The 15,427-nt window shown below is 67.5% G+C and carries 14 protein-coding genes; 4 read left to right on the top strand and 10 right to left on the bottom strand.

Annotation, left to right across the window (positions count from 1 at the left end; genetic code table 11):
- Positions 1-59: 59 nt before the first annotated feature.
- From QMA07_RS06000 to QMA07_RS05985, 4 genes are all read right to left on the bottom strand, one after another.
- On the bottom strand, positions 60-884 hold the full coding sequence (locus tag QMA07_RS06000; RefSeq protein ID WP_290160586.1) for a 3-oxoacyl-[acyl-carrier-protein] synthase III C-terminal domain-containing protein: 825 nt from the start codon (positions 882-884) through the stop codon (positions 60-62).
- 104 nt (positions 885-988) lie between these two features.
- Complete coding sequence (locus QMA07_RS05995) at positions 989-2,281, bottom strand: F390 synthetase-related protein (RefSeq protein ID WP_290160585.1); 1,293 nt, start codon at positions 2,279-2,281, stop codon at positions 989-991.
- Positions 2,281-3,078: an MBL fold metallo-hydrolase gene (locus tag QMA07_RS05990; protein WP_290160584.1), complete on the bottom strand. Its 798-nt coding sequence runs from the start codon at positions 3,076-3,078 to the stop codon at positions 2,281-2,283. The genes QMA07_RS05995 and QMA07_RS05990 overlap by 1 nt, the downstream gene beginning before the upstream one ends.
- Positions 3,075-4,064 carry an NAD-dependent epimerase/dehydratase family protein gene (locus QMA07_RS05985; protein WP_290160583.1) on the bottom strand — a complete coding sequence of 330 codons (990 nt, stop codon included), beginning with the start codon at positions 4,062-4,064 and terminating at the stop codon, positions 3,075-3,077. The genes QMA07_RS05990 and QMA07_RS05985 overlap by 4 nt, the downstream gene beginning before the upstream one ends.
- A 32-nt stretch (positions 4,065-4,096) precedes the next feature.
- Here QMA07_RS05985 and QMA07_RS05980 point away from each other — a divergent pair, with 32 nt between their 5' ends.
- A complete protein-coding gene (locus tag QMA07_RS05980) occupies positions 4,097-5,314 on the top strand; it encodes a glycosyltransferase (protein ID WP_290160582.1) in 1,218 nt (405 codons plus the stop codon).
- Positions 5,315-5,317: 3 nt separating this feature from the next.
- Here QMA07_RS05980 and QMA07_RS05975 read toward each other — a convergent pair whose 3' ends face one another.
- The gene (locus QMA07_RS05975; RefSeq protein ID WP_290160789.1) at positions 5,318-7,423 is read right to left on the bottom strand and encodes a DNA topoisomerase IV subunit B; all 2,106 of its coding nucleotides are present in this window, start codon (positions 7,421-7,423) and stop codon (positions 5,318-5,320) included.
- A gap of 179 nt (positions 7,424-7,602) precedes the next feature.
- Between QMA07_RS05975 and QMA07_RS05970 the strand changes: the two genes are divergently transcribed.
- On the top strand, positions 7,603-7,815 hold the full coding sequence (locus tag QMA07_RS05970; protein WP_042540282.1) for a hypothetical protein: 213 nt from the start codon (positions 7,603-7,605) through the stop codon (positions 7,813-7,815).
- Between the two features lie 54 nt (positions 7,816-7,869).
- Here the strand turns inward: QMA07_RS05970 and QMA07_RS05965 are convergent, their stop codons facing one another.
- Together QMA07_RS05965 and QMA07_RS05960 are read right to left on the bottom strand one after the other, a co-directional pair.
- Complete coding sequence (locus QMA07_RS05965) at positions 7,870-8,910, bottom strand: alanine racemase (protein ID WP_290160581.1); 1,041 nt, start codon at positions 8,908-8,910, stop codon at positions 7,870-7,872.
- Entirely contained in the window at positions 8,907-9,614 is a 708-nt protein-coding gene (locus tag QMA07_RS05960; protein ID WP_290160580.1) for an alanine racemase C-terminal domain-containing protein, read from the bottom strand. Before QMA07_RS05960 ends, QMA07_RS05965 begins: the two co-directional genes overlap by 4 nt.
- 79 nt (positions 9,615-9,693) lie before the next feature.
- Between QMA07_RS05960 and QMA07_RS05955 the strand changes: the two genes are divergently transcribed.
- Positions 9,694-10,710 carry a sugar-transfer associated ATP-grasp domain-containing protein gene (locus QMA07_RS05955; protein WP_290160579.1) on the top strand — a complete coding sequence of 339 codons (1,017 nt, stop codon included), beginning with the start codon at positions 9,694-9,696 and terminating at the stop codon, positions 10,708-10,710.
- 102 nt (positions 10,711-10,812) lie between these two features.
- On the opposite strand, the gene QMA07_RS05950 is transcribed toward QMA07_RS05955, so the two are convergent.
- From QMA07_RS05950 to QMA07_RS05940, 3 genes are all read right to left on the bottom strand, one after another.
- Positions 10,813-11,505, bottom strand: coding sequence for a coenzyme F420-0:L-glutamate ligase (locus QMA07_RS05950; protein ID WP_290160578.1), 693 nt, complete (start codon positions 11,503-11,505; stop codon positions 10,813-10,815).
- The gene (locus tag QMA07_RS05945) at positions 11,505-12,737 is read right to left on the bottom strand and encodes an RNA polymerase sigma factor (RefSeq protein WP_042540194.1); all 1,233 of its coding nucleotides are present in this window, start codon (positions 12,735-12,737) and stop codon (positions 11,505-11,507) included. The genes QMA07_RS05950 and QMA07_RS05945 overlap by 1 nt, the downstream gene beginning before the upstream one ends.
- A 167-nt stretch (positions 12,738-12,904) precedes the next feature.
- Positions 12,905-13,846, bottom strand: a complete 942-nt coding sequence (locus tag QMA07_RS05940) for a PAC2 family protein (RefSeq protein ID WP_290160577.1) — start codon at positions 13,844-13,846, stop codon at positions 12,905-12,907.
- Between the two features lie 103 nt (positions 13,847-13,949).
- On the opposite strand from QMA07_RS05940, the gene QMA07_RS05935 reads away from it, so the two are divergent.
- Positions 13,950-15,425: a leucyl aminopeptidase gene (locus tag QMA07_RS05935; protein ID WP_290160576.1), complete on the top strand. Its 1,476-nt coding sequence runs from the start codon at positions 13,950-13,952 to the stop codon at positions 15,423-15,425.
- Positions 15,426-15,427 lie beyond the last annotated feature (2 nt).

The following is a 15,427-nucleotide window of genomic DNA, read 5'->3' as shown; positions in this document are numbered from 1 at the left end:
GCGGCTCTCCGCGGCACCCGACTCGACGGGCGGCTCCGTCTCCGATCCGACGACGCGGTTCAGAGCCGGAGAGCCAAGACGTTCGCCGTGAGGCCCGCTGCGGTGCCGCACAGGATCACGGTGTCTCCGGTCCCGACGCGACCGGTGTCGAGAGCCCGGGCGAGCATGAACGGCACCGACGACGAGACCATGTTGCCGAACTCGCGCACCTCGTCGACGCGGCGTTCGATCGGGATTCCGAGACGGTCGAGCATCGGCCCGAGCGCCGCCGACGCCTGGTGGGGTACCCAGAGCGCCACCTCGTCGAACGAGACGCCTGACGACCGATGGAAGGTGTCGAAGAACTCGGGAAGCACGCGCATCATGCCCAGCAGCGCCCGTCGCCCGTTCATGTCGAAGAGGTAGTCGGCAGGGTCGCCGGCGGCATACGCCTGAGAGGGTGACCTCGACAGCCCTCCCCTGATCTCGGTGTCGTGAGCGTAGGCGGGCCAGGTGCGCTGAGCGCTGGCGATCACCCCGCGGCCCGGGTCGTTCGAGCGGCGCAGCACGACCGCGGCGCCCGCGTCGCTGAAGAGTTCGAAGCTCTCCCGCTGCTCCGGGTTGAGGAACCGAGTTCCGACGTCGCCCGCGAACACGACGATCGTCTCGTGGTCGCCGGCGTCGAGATACCGCGAGGCGATGTCGAGAGCCGTGATGAAGCTCGTGCAGGTCGAGTTCACGTCGAAGGCCGCGGCGTGCCCGGTGAGCGTGAGTCTCTCGAGCACGAGTGCGGCCGTGCACGGGATCGGCTGGATCCCTGCGGCCGATGCGCCGAGCACGAGGTCGACGTCGTTCGCCGTGATGCCCGCGTGCGCGAGTGCCCGCTCGCACGCCTCCGCCAGCATGTCCAGATGAGAAACGTCGTCCTCGATGCGGTATCGCGTCTCCTCCCCGAATCGGACGACGCGCGAAGGCAGAGACGTCCCCCAGCCCACGATCTCGCAGTTCCTCACCATCTCCGGTCCCCCCATTCCTGCACCACGCGCCGCAGTTTCACGGACCCGTCGCTCACATAGTCGATGAATGCGATGTCCGGTCGCTCGCAGCCCAGCCGGTCGGCCAGCGCATGCACCTCGTCTTCGACGAGACGTCGAGATCGATCGTCGGCGGTGTCGAGCGCGATCCGCAGCCGCGACTCGCCGATCTGGGTGATGCGATACTCGTCGAACCCCTCGGCGAAGAGCAGCGCGCGCGTGATCACGTCCGCGAAGACGGGCACATCGCGGCCGCCGAGTGACCGGAAGAACAGTGTGTCGCCCTCTCGCCCCTCGATGCGCTCGATGGCCGTGAGCGCGCTGCCGCAGGGGCACGGACTCGTCCGCTCGCGCAGCACATCACCGAGCCGATACCGCACGATCGGCTGCGCGCGGCGGCGCAGGTCCGTCACGATCGGCGTGAACCGCTCGGCATCCAGCGCCTCGCGCTCGACCAGGATGTTGTCCTCGTTCAGATGGATCACCCCGTGCTCGCAGGTGTGTGCGAGGAACCCCTCGGTGCACTGGTAGATCTGGTGCAGAAGGGGCTGACCGAGCGAGGCTGTGATGCGCTGCTCGTCGGAGATCTCGAGCACCTCGGCCACCGAGTACACCCGCTGGGGCACGACATCGAACCCACCGGCGTCGGCCGCTCGCGCGATCAGCCTCAGGACCGAGGGCGGAGCGACGAGGATGGTCGGTCGGTACTGCCGCAGCCGATCGATGTTGTCGTCCATGTCGGCGTAGACGTCGAAGTAGCGGAACGAGACCGCCCGCGAGCCGACCGACTCATACAGGGTGTTGTCCGCCCTGAGGAACAGCGCTATCCGGTGTCCGAAGAGCGTGCCCCGTGGCAGGGTGCGGGCGAGCACGGTTCCGACCCAGGCATCGCGTTCGGCGCTGCTCACCACGAAGAGACCGCGGTGGCCGCTGGTGCCGCTCGAGAGCCCGACCGAGTTCGAGCCGAGGTCTGCGTCGAAGTCTCTGGAGCGCTCGTTCGCGATCGCCAGCGCGAGCGCCTGGTCCTTCCCGATGCCGACGGTGTTGATGTCGTCGAAGCGGCTCATCATGGCGCTCTTGTCCATGAGCGGCAGGTCCGCGAACGAACGAGTCGCCAGGAGGTCATGGAAATAGGGCGACCGCCGACGCAGGAATCTCAGGTGGGAACGGAGCAGGCGCCGTTGCCGCCGTTCGATCGCAGCCCGGGTGCGCAACTGGCGGAGCCACCGCACCGCGACGAACTCGCGCAGAATCCGGAGCTTCGACATCAGCTCAGCAGCTCGTTCGCCTCGAGCGGATCATGACTGCAGACCACGCGGATGCCGGAGGCGGCGATCTCGCCGAGACTCCGTGCCGTGGCGGAGTACCGTGCCGGATCGTGCTGGACGGCGCGAGGCAGGGCTCTCAGAGTCCCGGAGGCGTGGATCAGATCGCTCCCCCACGCCGCATCGCCGGCGAGCAGCACGCGGCGCTCGATCAGCGCGCCGAGGTGCCCGTCGGCATGGCCGGGCAGATCGACGACGAGGTACGAGCCGTCGCCGAGGAGATCGTGAGCGCGCAGCGCGGTGCCGCCGATCTCGACCGTGGAGAACGCCTCGTCGTCGAGCACGAGCCGCTCTGCATCCGGGAACCAGCTCGGGAACAGCCCGGTGAGCACCCCTGCGCGCAGAGGTGGAGCCGACAGCGTCCGCACGTGCCCCGCGCTCAGCACGAAGGTGGCGTGGGGAAAACGACGGACTCCCCCGACGTGATCCGGATGCAGGTGAGACAGCACGACGTGCGAGACGGATGCCGGGTCGACGCCGTCTGCGCGTAGGCGGTCGGCCACATCGTCGGCGTCGCGGACCGTCGGCGGAAGCAGCCGGCGGTAGACGGCACCGCGCCAGCCGGTGTTCCACTCACCCGTCGCGTAGCCGGTGTCGAACAACACGCGCCGGCCGCCCGCGGCATCGTATAAGAACACGCCGGAGGGGAACTCGCGGACACCATGCGGTGCGCCGCGGAACATCGCGCCGACGTCATGCGAGGTGCTGCCGCAGACGTAGTGGCGGAGGCGACCGGTCACGTGTTCTCCCTCAGGTGCGCGGCCACACCGGCCAGTGCGTCATCGAGCGACACCTCCGGGCGGTATCCGAGCTCCGTCTTCGCCCGCGTGATGTCGAGTGTCTGCGAGAACGCGATCGTGCTGAGCGTATATCGGGTGAGCGGCGGCTCCGGCCGCGACGGCAGGGCCAAGCAGAGTCTCTCCATCGACGATGCGAGGACCCAGGCCACACGCCGGTTCATCCGGCGGAATCGCGGGGTCTCCCCCATCCGCTCGAGCAGGATCGTGAGCAGCGCGCGGAATCGCCGCGGGTCGTCATTGGTGATGTTGTACACCCCGCCCGCGGCGTCGCCCCGAGTCACCGCGAGCCGCAGCGCCGAGGCCACGTTCTCGACCGCTGTGACGTCGATGAGGTTCTCCCCGCCGTCGAAGACCGGCACGCCGATGCGCGCGTGCACGTCGAGGAGACGGGGCACGAGGCTCGGGTCGCCCACGCCGATCAGGCCGCGAGGACGCACGATCACGAGCTCCGCGATCGTGCCGCTGTCCAGCGCCTCGAACAGCAGATCCTCTGCGGCGATCTTCGAGCGGATGTACCCGTTCAGTCGATTGGAGCGGTCGACCTCGGATTCGCGGATGTCGATACGGTCCCGAGGCTCGGCATACACGCTGGGAGACGAGACATGGATGACACGGCGCACACGGTTGCGACGGGCGAACTCGATGACGTGACCGGTGCCGTCGATGTTCGCCTCGCGGAAGTCCCTCCAGCGCCCCCAGGGCGTCGACAGCGCAGCGCAATGGATCACGGCGTCCACCGGGAGATCCAGCGAGCGGAGAGACGACAGATCGCCGAGCACGCGGTGCTCGTCATCGGCGACCCGCTCGAGTGCCTGCTCGTTGCGACCGGCGGCGAAGACCTCGTATCCGTATCTCTGCAGCTCGGGCACGACGTAGCCGCCGAGGAACCCGCTCGCCCCCGTCACCAGCACACGGGCTCCGGACATGCTCATCACGATAGTCGCCCTATTGTGGTCGAGTGCGCATCGCCATGGTCACCGACTACTACCTGCCCACGCTCGGCGGCGTGCAGACCGTCATCAAGGCGCACCGAGAGGCGCTCGAGCATGCCGGACACGAGGTCTTCGTGTTCGCACCCCTGGCCGAGTCCGGCGATGACCCGCACGTCGTGCGCCTTCCGACCTCTCGTGGCTTCGCGCCGGACGGATACCCGTTCGCCTGGCCACCCTCGGCAGTGGCGGTGGCACTCACAGACGGTATGCGCTCGCGCGGCATCGAGCTCGTCCACGTGCACACCGAGATGTTCGCAGCGCTGGGCGGGTTCGAGGCGGCGAAGGCTCTGGGCCTGCCGGTCGTGCAGACCATGCACGGGCGCATCGACGTCTACACCCGCTCCGTGCTGCCGCTGCCCTCGATCACCACGGCGCTGCTCGCCGCCATGCACCGCCGCCGCCTGAGCCATGACGGTGTGACTGTCGACGGCAGCGCGCCCTATACGAAGACGCGAGCGGCACGGCGCATGTGGCGCCTCATGGTCAGCCAGGCGAACCACGCAGATCAGGTCATCGTGCCCTCAGCCCACTTCGCGGCGAAGCTCTCGGCTCAGGGGGTGCGGACACCGCTCACCGTGCTCTCGAACGGGCTGGAAGCGACGGTGCTCGACGAGGTCGGCGCTGCGCTGCCGCGCACCCTCGAGCCCGGAGAGCCGCTTCGTGTGGTGTGGTGCGGCAGGCTCTCGCCCGAGAAGCGTCCCGAGGTCTTCGTCGACGCCGTGAGGCGGACCTCCGGCATCCGAGCCGAGATGTTGGGAGACGGTGTGGCCAGGCGTCGCATCGCCGCGGCATCGGCGGGCATGGCGGCCGGCCGGCTCACGGTGCATGGCGGCGTCCCCCAATCGCGCGTGCTCGAGGCGATGCGGGACGCTCACGTGCTGGTGTCGAGTTCTCTCGACTTCGACAACCAGCCGATGGTGATCCTCGAGGGCATCGCCGCCGGTCTGCCGGTGATCGTCACGGATCCCGACCTCGTCGAGATGCTGCCCGAGGGCGGTGGTGTGATCACCCGAACACCGGATGCCGAGGGCCTGGCGACCGCGATCCGAGAGCTGCGCGACGATCCGGTGCGGCTCACTCAGATGAGCACAGCCGCGATCGCTCATCGGGAGAGAGTCGCTCAGGACACCCACCGCGACGCACTGCTGGACGCCTACCGAGCCGCACTGGCTCTGCAGCGCTGACGATCAGGCGTCGATCGACTCACGCGACAGACGGTCGGACGAGTCGATGATGAACTCGCGGCGGGGTGCGACTTCGTTGCCCATCAGCAGCTCGAACACCCGACCGGCCGCCTCGGCATCCTCCATGCGCACACGGCGCAGCAGGCGTCCGCCGCGCTCCATCGTGGTGTTCGCGAGCTGCTCTGCGTCCATCTCGCCGAGCCCCTTGTAACGCTGGATCGGCTCGTGCCAGCGCTTGCCCGACTTGCGGAGCTTCGCGAGCAGCGCGTGCATCTCCTGCTCGCTGTAGGTGTAGATCGTCTCGTTGGGCTTGGACCCCGGGTTCATCACGATCACACGGTGCAGCGGAGGCACAGCGGCGAACACCCGACCGTGCTCGATGAGCGGACGCATGTACCGGTAGAAGAGCGTGAGCAGCAGCGTGCGGATGTGTGCGCCGTCGACATCGGCATCGCTCATCAGGATCACCTTGCCGTACCGTGCGGCGTCGATGTCGAAGCTGCGCCCGGAGCCCGCGCCGATCACCTGGATGATCGAGGCGCACTCGGCGTTGGAGAGCATGTCGCCCACCGAAGCCTTCTGCACGTTGAGGATCTTGCCGCGGATCGGCAGCAGCGCCTGGAACTCGCTGTTGCGCGCGTTCTTGGCGGTGCCGAGAGCCGAGTCGCCCTCGACGATGAACAGCTCGCTGCGCTCGACCTCGTTGGTGCGGCAGTCGACCAGCTTGGTCGGAAGCGTCGACGACTCGAGGGCGTTCTTGCGCCGCTGGGTCTCTTTGTGGGCTCGCGCAGAGACTCGAGCCTTCATCTCGGCGACGACCTTGTCGAGCAGCTGCGTCGCCTGGCTCTTGTCGTCGCGCTTGGTCGAGCTGAACCGGGCGGCGAGATCCTTGCGAAGCACCTGGGCGACGATCTGACGTACCGCCGGTGTGCCGAGGATCTCCTTCGTCTGGCCTTCGAACTGCGGCTCGGGGACGTTCACGGTGAGCACCGCGGTGAGTCCGGCGAGCACATCGTCTTTCTCGAGCTTGTCGTTGCTGCCGACCTTCAGCCGGCGGGCATTCTGATCGACCTGCGCCCTGAGGACCTTGAGCAGCTCCTGCTCGAAGCCCTGGTTGTGAGTGCCGCCCTTGGGCGTGGCGATGATGTTCACGAACGAACGGGTCGTCGTGTCATAGCCTGTGCCCCACCGCATCGCGATGTCGACGGCGCAGACGCGCTCGACCTCGGTCGCGATCATGTGGCCGTCGGCCTGCAGAACCGGAACAGTCTCCTTGAAGGTTCCTTCGCCCTGAATGCGCCACGTGTCTGTGACGGGTGCATCGTTCGCAAGGTACTCGACGAATTCCGAGATGCCTCCGTCATAGCGGTAGGAGGTCTCGGTGGGCTGCCCCTCGACCTCGGAGCCGTTGGCCGCGCGCTCATCGCGGATCACGAGCTCCAGCCCCGGGACGAGGAAGGCCGTCTGACGCGCACGGGTCACCAGGTCAGTGAGCTGGAACGCAGCGTCCTTGGTGAAGATCTGATGGTCCGCCCAGTAGCGGATGCGGGTGCCGCTCGTGCCGCGGGGCGCCTTGCCGACCACGCGCAGCTCGCTCTTGTCCTGGAACGGCGTGAACGGGGCATCCGGACGCTTCTCGCCCTTGTCGGCGAAGAGCCCCGGCTCGCCGCGGTGGAACGACATGGCGTAGGTCTTGCCACCTCGGTCGACCTCTACGTCGAGGCGCTCGGAGAGGGCGTTGACCACTGAGGCGCCGACACCGTGCAGACCGCCGGATGCCGCATACGACCCGCCGCCGAACTTGCCACCGGCGTGCAGCTTGGTGAAGACGACCTCTACTCCGGTGAGGCCGGTGCGGGGCTCTACGTCGACGGGGATGCCACGGCCGCGGTCATGCACCTCGACGCTGCCGTCCTCATGCAGGATGATGTCGATCTTCGAGCCGTTGCCCGCGACGGCCTCGTCGACGGCGTTGTCGATGATCTCCCAGAGGCAGTGCATCAGGCCCGGGGATCCGTTCGAACCGATGTACATACCGGGACGCTTGCGGACGGCCTCGAGCCCTTCGAGCACCTGGAGATGATGGGCGGAATACTCGGCGGTCACAATCTCCGATTCTATTCGCGATCCCTCTGATCGAGCCGCAGACACTCCCCGCGAAGGCCCGGGACGGGTGCGGTGCGTACGCGCTGAGCGAAACACGCCGCAAAGCGGGCATGCGCACAGCGTCAGCGTGGTTGTATTGAACACGCCCAACCAGCGAACCCGACACTCAAGGAGGCACCATGATGAACGCAACGACCGAACGTGAGACCTCCGCCGTCGAGTTCCGCCTGACCGCCATGGATCGCTGTGATTCGTGTGGCGCTCAGGCCTACATCGCCGCCGAGGTCAACGGCTCCGAACTCCTCTTCTGCGCGCACCACGGGCGCAAGTACGAAGAGAAGCTCCGCAGCATCGCAACGAGCTGGCACGACGAGACCGCTCGCCTGATCGACTGATCAGCTGCGGTTCGATCCGCCTCGGAGCCCGTCATCTGACGGGCTCCGCATTCGTTAAGGGGTGCTGACCCGTCGGACGCGAGCCGTGAGCCGGGTCAGTATCTCCTCGCCGACGGTGTCGATGCGCTCGGCGAGGGTCGTGGCGCTGGGCTCGCCGTGCTCGCCTGCGCCGAAGATCCAGACCGGGTCGCCGAGCCGCATTCCCGGCCACCCCTCGACCATCGAGGTCGTCGCGTCGATGCTCAGAAAGCCACGGGCCCCGGCCGGCGTGCCGACTCGGGCCCCTGTCAGCGTCGACGGGATGCCGTCGAATGCTCCGATGCCCACCACGGCGTTCCCGTCGACGATGTCGACGACCGTCGCAGAGAGTTCCGCGACCGGTGTCACCCCGGCGAGCTCCGGGCCGTCGGCGGAGCGGACTCCATAGCAGAACGCGCCGATCCGTGACACCGAGCCGCGAAGCTCAGGGCGCCACCAGGACGCGGCGGATGCCGTCAGGTGCAGAGCCTCGGGAGTCGTGCCCGACTGCTCGGCCGCTCGCACGGCATCGAGGAACAGGTTCTGAGCCTCGTCGTCCTCGCCATCGCTGGCCTCGGCGAGATGGCTCCAGATGCCCACGAGTTGCAGATGCCCCGCGGCCTCACCCGCTCGCACCTCGCCGATGGTGCGGTCCCACTCGGCGGGAAGCAGACCGTTGCGATGCAGTCCGGTGTCGATCTTCAGGTGGATCCGCGCCCGCACTCGCAGTCGCTCCGCCACCGCCGTGATGCGGGCCAGATACTCCGCCGATCCGACTCCCAGGTCGATGCTTGCGCGCAGCGCCTCGTCGACTTCATCGTCGGTCGAGGTGGCCCAGGCGAAGATGCGCCCGGTGCCACCCAGTACGCGCCTGGTCTCGACTCCGCTACGGACGTCGTACGCCCCATACCACTCGACGCCCATTCCCTGGGCGGCCTCCACCGCCCAGCGGAGACCGTGACCGTAGGCGTCATCCTTCAGCACGATCATCAGCTCTGACGGAGCGATGCGATCGCGTACGGCGCGGATGTTCGATCGGAAGCGGTCCGTGTCGACGCGCAGCTCCGGGCGCCTCATGCCTCCCACCCCCGCTCGGCATGGGAGCCCGCGACCACGATGAGCTCGGCGATCGTGAGTCCTGTCACCGCCCCCCACCTCGCAAGGCCAGGAGCGGCGGATCCGCGTCCTCCGAAGTACGTCGCGTCGGCTCCGGGGGTGACTCCGGCCGAGCCCTGCAGATCGATCACGCAGACATCCATCGCGACACGCCCGATGATCGGACGCTGAACGCCCTCGATCTCGACATGGGCAGAATTGCCCAGAGCGCGAACGATCCCCTGCGCGTATCCGCCCGTCACCAGTGCGGCGGTCGTATCGTGCGTCGCTCGGTGCGTGTAGCCGTACGAGACCGCGTCTCCGGCTGCGAGTGGCTTGGTCGAGAGCACTCTGCCCACCAGACGCATCACCGGCCGCGTCCGCAGCGTCCCGTCAGCGTCAGGCAGGCCGTAGAGCAGGGTCGGGTCGATGTCCGCAGCGACGTCCGTCACCGCGTCTATGCCCTCCAGCGCCAATGCCTCGGCCTCTGCCGCGCAATCCACCCGCACGGCAGCCGCGCCTGCAGCGACGACGGCGTGGGCGACAGCGAACAGACCGTGCCCCCAGGCATCCCGCCGAAGGTCGGCCACGCGGCCCCCGGCATCGACCGCGGCAGCCGATGCAGCGGCCAGCGCGGACCGTGAGATCAGCGCGCGCGGACGGGAGCTCGATGTCTTCTCACACACGTTTCCAGCCTAGCTCCGCCTTCTCAGGATGCCCTGCGCACCCACCGTAGACTGGAGGAGACCCCGACCTTGGAGATCCATGTCACGCTTTTCCCTCGCGCCCCGCGTCCGCTATCTGCTGGCGCGTGCCCGCCGCATCGACGTCGCCTCGGTCATCGAGAGAGCCAAAGAGGCGTCGTCCCAGCATGGCAAGGCCGTGCCGCTCGTGGTCGTCGACATGCTCTGGTCTGCCGGCCGTCACAACGTCGGGTTCCAGGACTACATCGACTACGACTTCGCGATCCTCACCAAGGCGGAGCGCGACACGTTCATGACCCACCCGGTGTCGAACGAGATCTCGCAGAAGTACGACCACCCCGACTACCGTCACCTCTTCCATGACAAGGCGGAGTTCAACGCCGTCTTCGACGCCTTCCTCAAGCGGGAGTGGATGCTCATCACCGACGACAACGCAGACGAGCTGCGGGACTTCACGGAGCGTCAGGGCACGATCGTCGTCAAAGAGACCCACGGCCAGGCTGGCACCGGAGTGCACCGCTACCACGCCGCCGACGTCACCGATTGGAACGCGTTCCACGCCGAGCTGCTCTCGAAGAAGCAGGTGCTCGTCGAAGAAGTCATCCGCCAGCACGCCGATCTCGCGGCCGTCTGCCCAGGCACCGTCAACACCACGCGCATCACGGCCTTCTTCGACGGCGAGAGGACGCACATCCTCGCGATGGCGCAGAAGTTCGGGCGCGGCGCGGTGAGCGACCAGATGAGCTTCGGCGGCTTCTACACGATGCTCGACGAGAACGGTCATTCGGTGGGCTCCGGGTACGACTCGCACGGCCACGTGCACGTCACGCACCCCGACTCCGGGTTCCCTATCGCCGACTTCCAGCTGCCGATGATGGATGAGGTCCGCGAGTTCGTCGATCAGGTCGCTCGTGTCGTGCCGCAGATCCAGTACGTCGGCTGGGATGTCGTCGTCACCCCCGACGGGCCCGTCCTGGTCGAGGGCAATTGGGGGGCAGGCGTATACGAGAACAAGCCGAGCGTCACGGGCATCCGCACCGGTCACAAGCCGCGCTACCAGGCCGCGATCGGCTTCTGACCGCGCTCAAGACACGAAGAAGGCCCGGATGCCGAACATCCGGGCCTTCTTGCTGTCTGGGGCACTGGACCTGAGTCCCTGAGCCTGTCGAAAGGTGGAGGGTCAGACCTCGCGGACGATACCCATCGGGGTCGACTGCGTCGCCTGTCCGAGCGGGTTGTCGCCGAGGATCTCGACGAGCCGACGCTCGCCCGCCTTGTCGAGCGTCGAACCGAGGATGTTGCCGCCGATGTCGTTGATGTCGACGACGGCCACTTCGAGGTTTCCGCCGAGCATCCTCTTCAGGCGCTCCGCGACCCCGCGGGGATCCTTCGGTCCGAGCACGACAGCCTGGTTGTACGGCGGGATCGTGTTCTTCGTCGGACCGTCGATCGCACGGGCCTTGTCGCCGGCGATGCGATAGAAATCGCCGCGACGGCCGAAGGCCTTGGTGATGACCGAGACGCCGGCAGCGAACAGGATCCGCAGCGTGCCGCACTCCCGCAGCGCCATCTCCATGGTCTCGGGCATTCCGAGTCCGATGCCGTAGGAGGTGCGGACGACGTATCGCGAGAGGAAGCGCGCGAGAGGGCGCGGCGAGATCTCATCGAGTCGGTACGACCGACCCTGCGTGATCGCGACGATCTTCTCGGTCACGAACAGCAGGTCGCCCGGCTGCACCGCATCCTTCGCGTACTCCATGACGACTGCGTCGAGATCGTCGTTCGGCATGACCACGCGCGTCCGCAGCGGGATGCGCGCGTAGTTCTTGCCGTCGACACGCGCCTCGAGCGCTTTGCCCTCGTTCGCCTGCATCACTCGAGGTAGTCCCGCAGCGACTGCGAGCGGCTCGGGTGGCGGAGCTTCGCCATCGTCTTCGACTCGATCTGACGGATGCGCTCACGCGTCACGCCGAACGTGTCACCGATCTGGTCGAGGGTCTTGGGCTGACCGTCACCGAGTCCGAAGCGCATCCGGATGACACCGGCCTCGCGCTCGGACAGCGAGTCGAGCAGCTGCTCGAGCTGGCGCTGCAGCATCGTGAAGCCCACGGCGTCGGCAGGGACCACGGCCTCGGTGTCCTCGATGAGGTCACCGAACTCGCTGTCGCCGTCTTCACCGAGCGGCGTGTGGAGAGAGATCGGCTCGCGGCCGTACTTCTGCACCTCGACGACCTTCTCGGGCGTCATGTCCAGTTCACGGCTGAGCTCTTCAGGCGTGGGTTCGCGACCCAGGTCCTGCAGCATCTGGCGCTGCACGCGGGCCAGCTTGTTGATGACCTCGACCATGTGCACCGGGATGCGGATGGTGCGGGCCTGATCGGCCATGGCGCGGGTGATCGCCTGACGGATCCACCAGGTGGCGTACGTCGAGAACTTGAAGCCCTTGGTGTAGTCGAACTTCTCGACCGCGCGGATCAGACCGAGGTTGCCCTCCTGGATCAGATCCAGGAACTGCATGCCACGGCCGGTGTAGCGCTTGGCGAGCGAGACGACGAGACGCAGGTTCGCACCGAGCAGGTGGCTCTTGGCGCGCTGGCCGTCACGGGCGACCCACTGCAGGTCGAGTCCGAGCTGGCTGGCCTTCTCGGCGGCCGTCATCGTGGAGAGCTTCTCCTCGGCGAACAGTCCGGCCTCGATGCGCATCGCGAGCTCGACCTCTTCGGCCGCGTTCAGCAGGGCGACCTTTCCGATCTGCTTCAGGTAGTCCTTGACCGGGTCGGCGGTCGCACCGGTGATCTGCGTCGAGTAGACGGGCACGTCTTCGTCGTCGTTCGACGAGATGACGATGGCGCCGGTCGGCAGAGGTTCGGTGAACTTGGGCTTCGAGTCCTCGTCGTCCTCGTCGGGCTCTGCGGCGGGAGGGGTCTCGTCGTCTTCGACGATGTCTTCGGCCTTCTTCTTCTTCGCAGGCGCGCGCTTGGCGGCGGCCCGCTGCGCAGCCGTCTTGGGGGCCGGCTTCTCGGCCGCCTCCTCGACAGGAGCGTCGACCTCAGGAGCGTCGGCGGTCTTCTTCGTCCGGGTCTTCTTCGTCGTGGCAGGAGTCACGTTTCGCCTTTCACGGGGCCGCTCGCAGGCCCCGGAGCATTTCGGACACTAGTAAGACCCTTGTCAAGTCCGATCTCCGGAAAGATCGATTGACAACGGGTCAGACTCCTAGTATCGCACACGTGTGGGCATGCAGGCGCAATCCGCCGAACTTCGCGTCGCGGAGGTCAGCCCCGACCCGGCTTGTCCTCGTCGCCGCTGGGACGTGAGGCGAGGTAGCGCTCGAGCTCTGCGGCCAGTTCGTCTGCGCTCGGCAGGTCGCGCTCGCTGAAACCCCCTTCGTCGTACGACCCGTCCTCGGGATCGCGACCAGCCATGTATGCGTCGTAGCGGCGCTCGAGCCCCTGCACCATCTGCTGCAGTTCGTCGTTGCCGAGCACTTGCTCGTCGACGCGGGTGAGGTAGTCCTCTCGGCGCTCCTGCACCTCGTCGAGCAGGATCACCAGACCGGTCGCCGCCATCAGCTTCTCGGCAGCCGCGATCACCGCATCAGGGTTCTCGGTCTCGGCGAGATAGTGCGGGACGAGCAGGACGAAGCCGACGACGCGATCGCCGTGCTCGGCGAAACGGAACTCGAGGAGGTGGCCCGCGGTCGCCGGCACCTGAGTGCGCGGGCGCCAGACCGAGTGCGCGACCGTGAGCTCGCGTCTGTTGCCGCTCACCGTCGTGCCGATGGGGCGGGTGTGCGGAACAGGCATCGCGATCGAGTGCACCCAGTTGAGCCCGGAGACCTCGAACTCGTCGGCGAGGTCGAGCACGGTGCGTGCGAACTCATTCCATGCGAAATCGGGCTCGTAGCCGGCGAGGAGGAGGAACTTCTGTCCGAGTGCGTCCGTCGCGAGCGACAGCTCGAGACGTGCGGGGCGGAACTCGGTCAGGTGGTCCTGATCGAACGAGATCACCGGGCGACGCGCGCGGTAGTCGAGCAGCACGTCGTTGTCGAAGACCGCGACGGGCTGAGGAGAGGTCGTCTCCCGCAGGTGCTCGATGAGGCCCGAGACCGCGTTGCCCGCGTCGGTGAAACCGGTGAGGAGCAGGACAAGGGGCAGTCCGCGCGGCACGACCGGCGCGTTCGCCACGCGTTCATGGATCTCTCCGGAGAAGGGCATGAGTCAATGCTACGAGCAGCGTCGGACGGCCGGGCGGTGACCTTCAAGCTGAGAGCGAACACACGCTCGGCGGCCACGCGCGCGACCAACCTAGGATGGAGTCATGACGCTTCCCGCGCTCTCGCGCACCTCAGATCATTTCCCCGGAAGCGCTGCAGACGCCGCAGTGCTCGTCATCCCCGAGATCTCGGACTCGGCGGAGCCACTGCATGACTATCCCGGACTCGCGGATTCGCTGCAGGGCATCGGCTTCACGGGTTCGGCGTCCGCCTTCACCCGCGCCTACGCGCCTGAGGTCACGACGCTGCCGCTCGCCGTGGTCGGCGTCGGGCGCACTCCGGACGCCCGGTCCGTGCGCAACGCGGTGGGTGCGGCGCTCCGCTCGCTGACCGGGTTCGAGACGGTGTCCGTCGCGTTGACTCCGGGCCTCGAGGAGTTCGCGGCTGCCGCCGCAGAGGGTGCAGTGCTCGGCGGATACCGCTTCGACGGCTACCGAAAGGATGCGGGCAAGAGCCGTGCATCGTCGGTGCTGCTGCACGCAGAGCTCGATGACGCCGCCATCTCCAAGTCGATCGCCGTCGGCGAAGCCGTGGCCCTGGTCAAGGACCTCGTGTTCGTCCCCGCCGAATGGCAGAGCCCCGCTCAGCTCGCCCAGAGCGCGGCAGACAGCGTCGCGGGCCTGGCCGACGTCACCGTCGAGATCTTCGACGAGGACGCACTCGCCGAGCAGGGCTTCGGCGGCATCCTCGGTGTCGCGCAGGGCTCCGACAGGCCGCCACGCCTCGTGCGACTCGACTACGCACCTGCGAACGCCACACGCCACATCGCCCTCGTCGGCAAGGGCATCACGTTCGACACCGGCGGACTCTCGCTCAAGCCGGCCGCCTCGATGGTGGGCATGAAGTTCGACATGGCGGGCGCCGCGACGAGTGCCGCCGCTGTGCGTGCGATCGCCGCACTCGGGCTGCCCGCGCACGTCACCGCGTGGCTCTGCATCACCGACAACATGCCCTCAGGGCGAGCGCTGCGCCCGGGCGACGTGATCCGCATCCTCGACGGCACGACCGTCGAGGTCCCGAACACGGATGCCGAGGGCCGCCTGGTCATGGCTGACGGTCTCGTGGCCGCGAGCCGCGAGAACCCCGACGTCATCATCGACGTCGCGACCCTCACCGGGGCGATCGTGATGGCTCTCGGCCACCGCCACACCGGTGTGTTCGGTGACGACGACGCGGTCGCCGAGTTCCTCACCGCGACCGACGCAGCCGACGAACTGGCATGGCACATGCCGCTCCCGACGTACATGGAGGACTCGCTCGACTCCCCCATCGCCGACATGCAGAACGCCAACATGAGCGATCGCATGGGCGGAGCCTCGTACGCCGGTCTCTTCCTGCGCCGATTCGTCGGCCGCGTCTCCGACGAGAAGGACGCGCCCCGCATCCCCTGGGTGCATCTCGACATCGCCGGTTCCGGCGAGCACAACGGTGCGCCGTACGGCTTCACCGACAAGGGCCCCACAGGAGCGATGGTCCGATCGATCATCGCGTTCGCCGAAGCATCCCACAAGGAGGCATGACC

The organism is Microbacterium sp. APC 3901 (assembly GCF_030407765.1).
GTDB lineage: Bacteria > Actinomycetota > Actinomycetes > Actinomycetales > Microbacteriaceae > Microbacterium.
The sequence above is the reverse complement of the archived record's forward strand: the minus strand, read 5'-3'. Positions and strand labels throughout refer to the sequence as shown.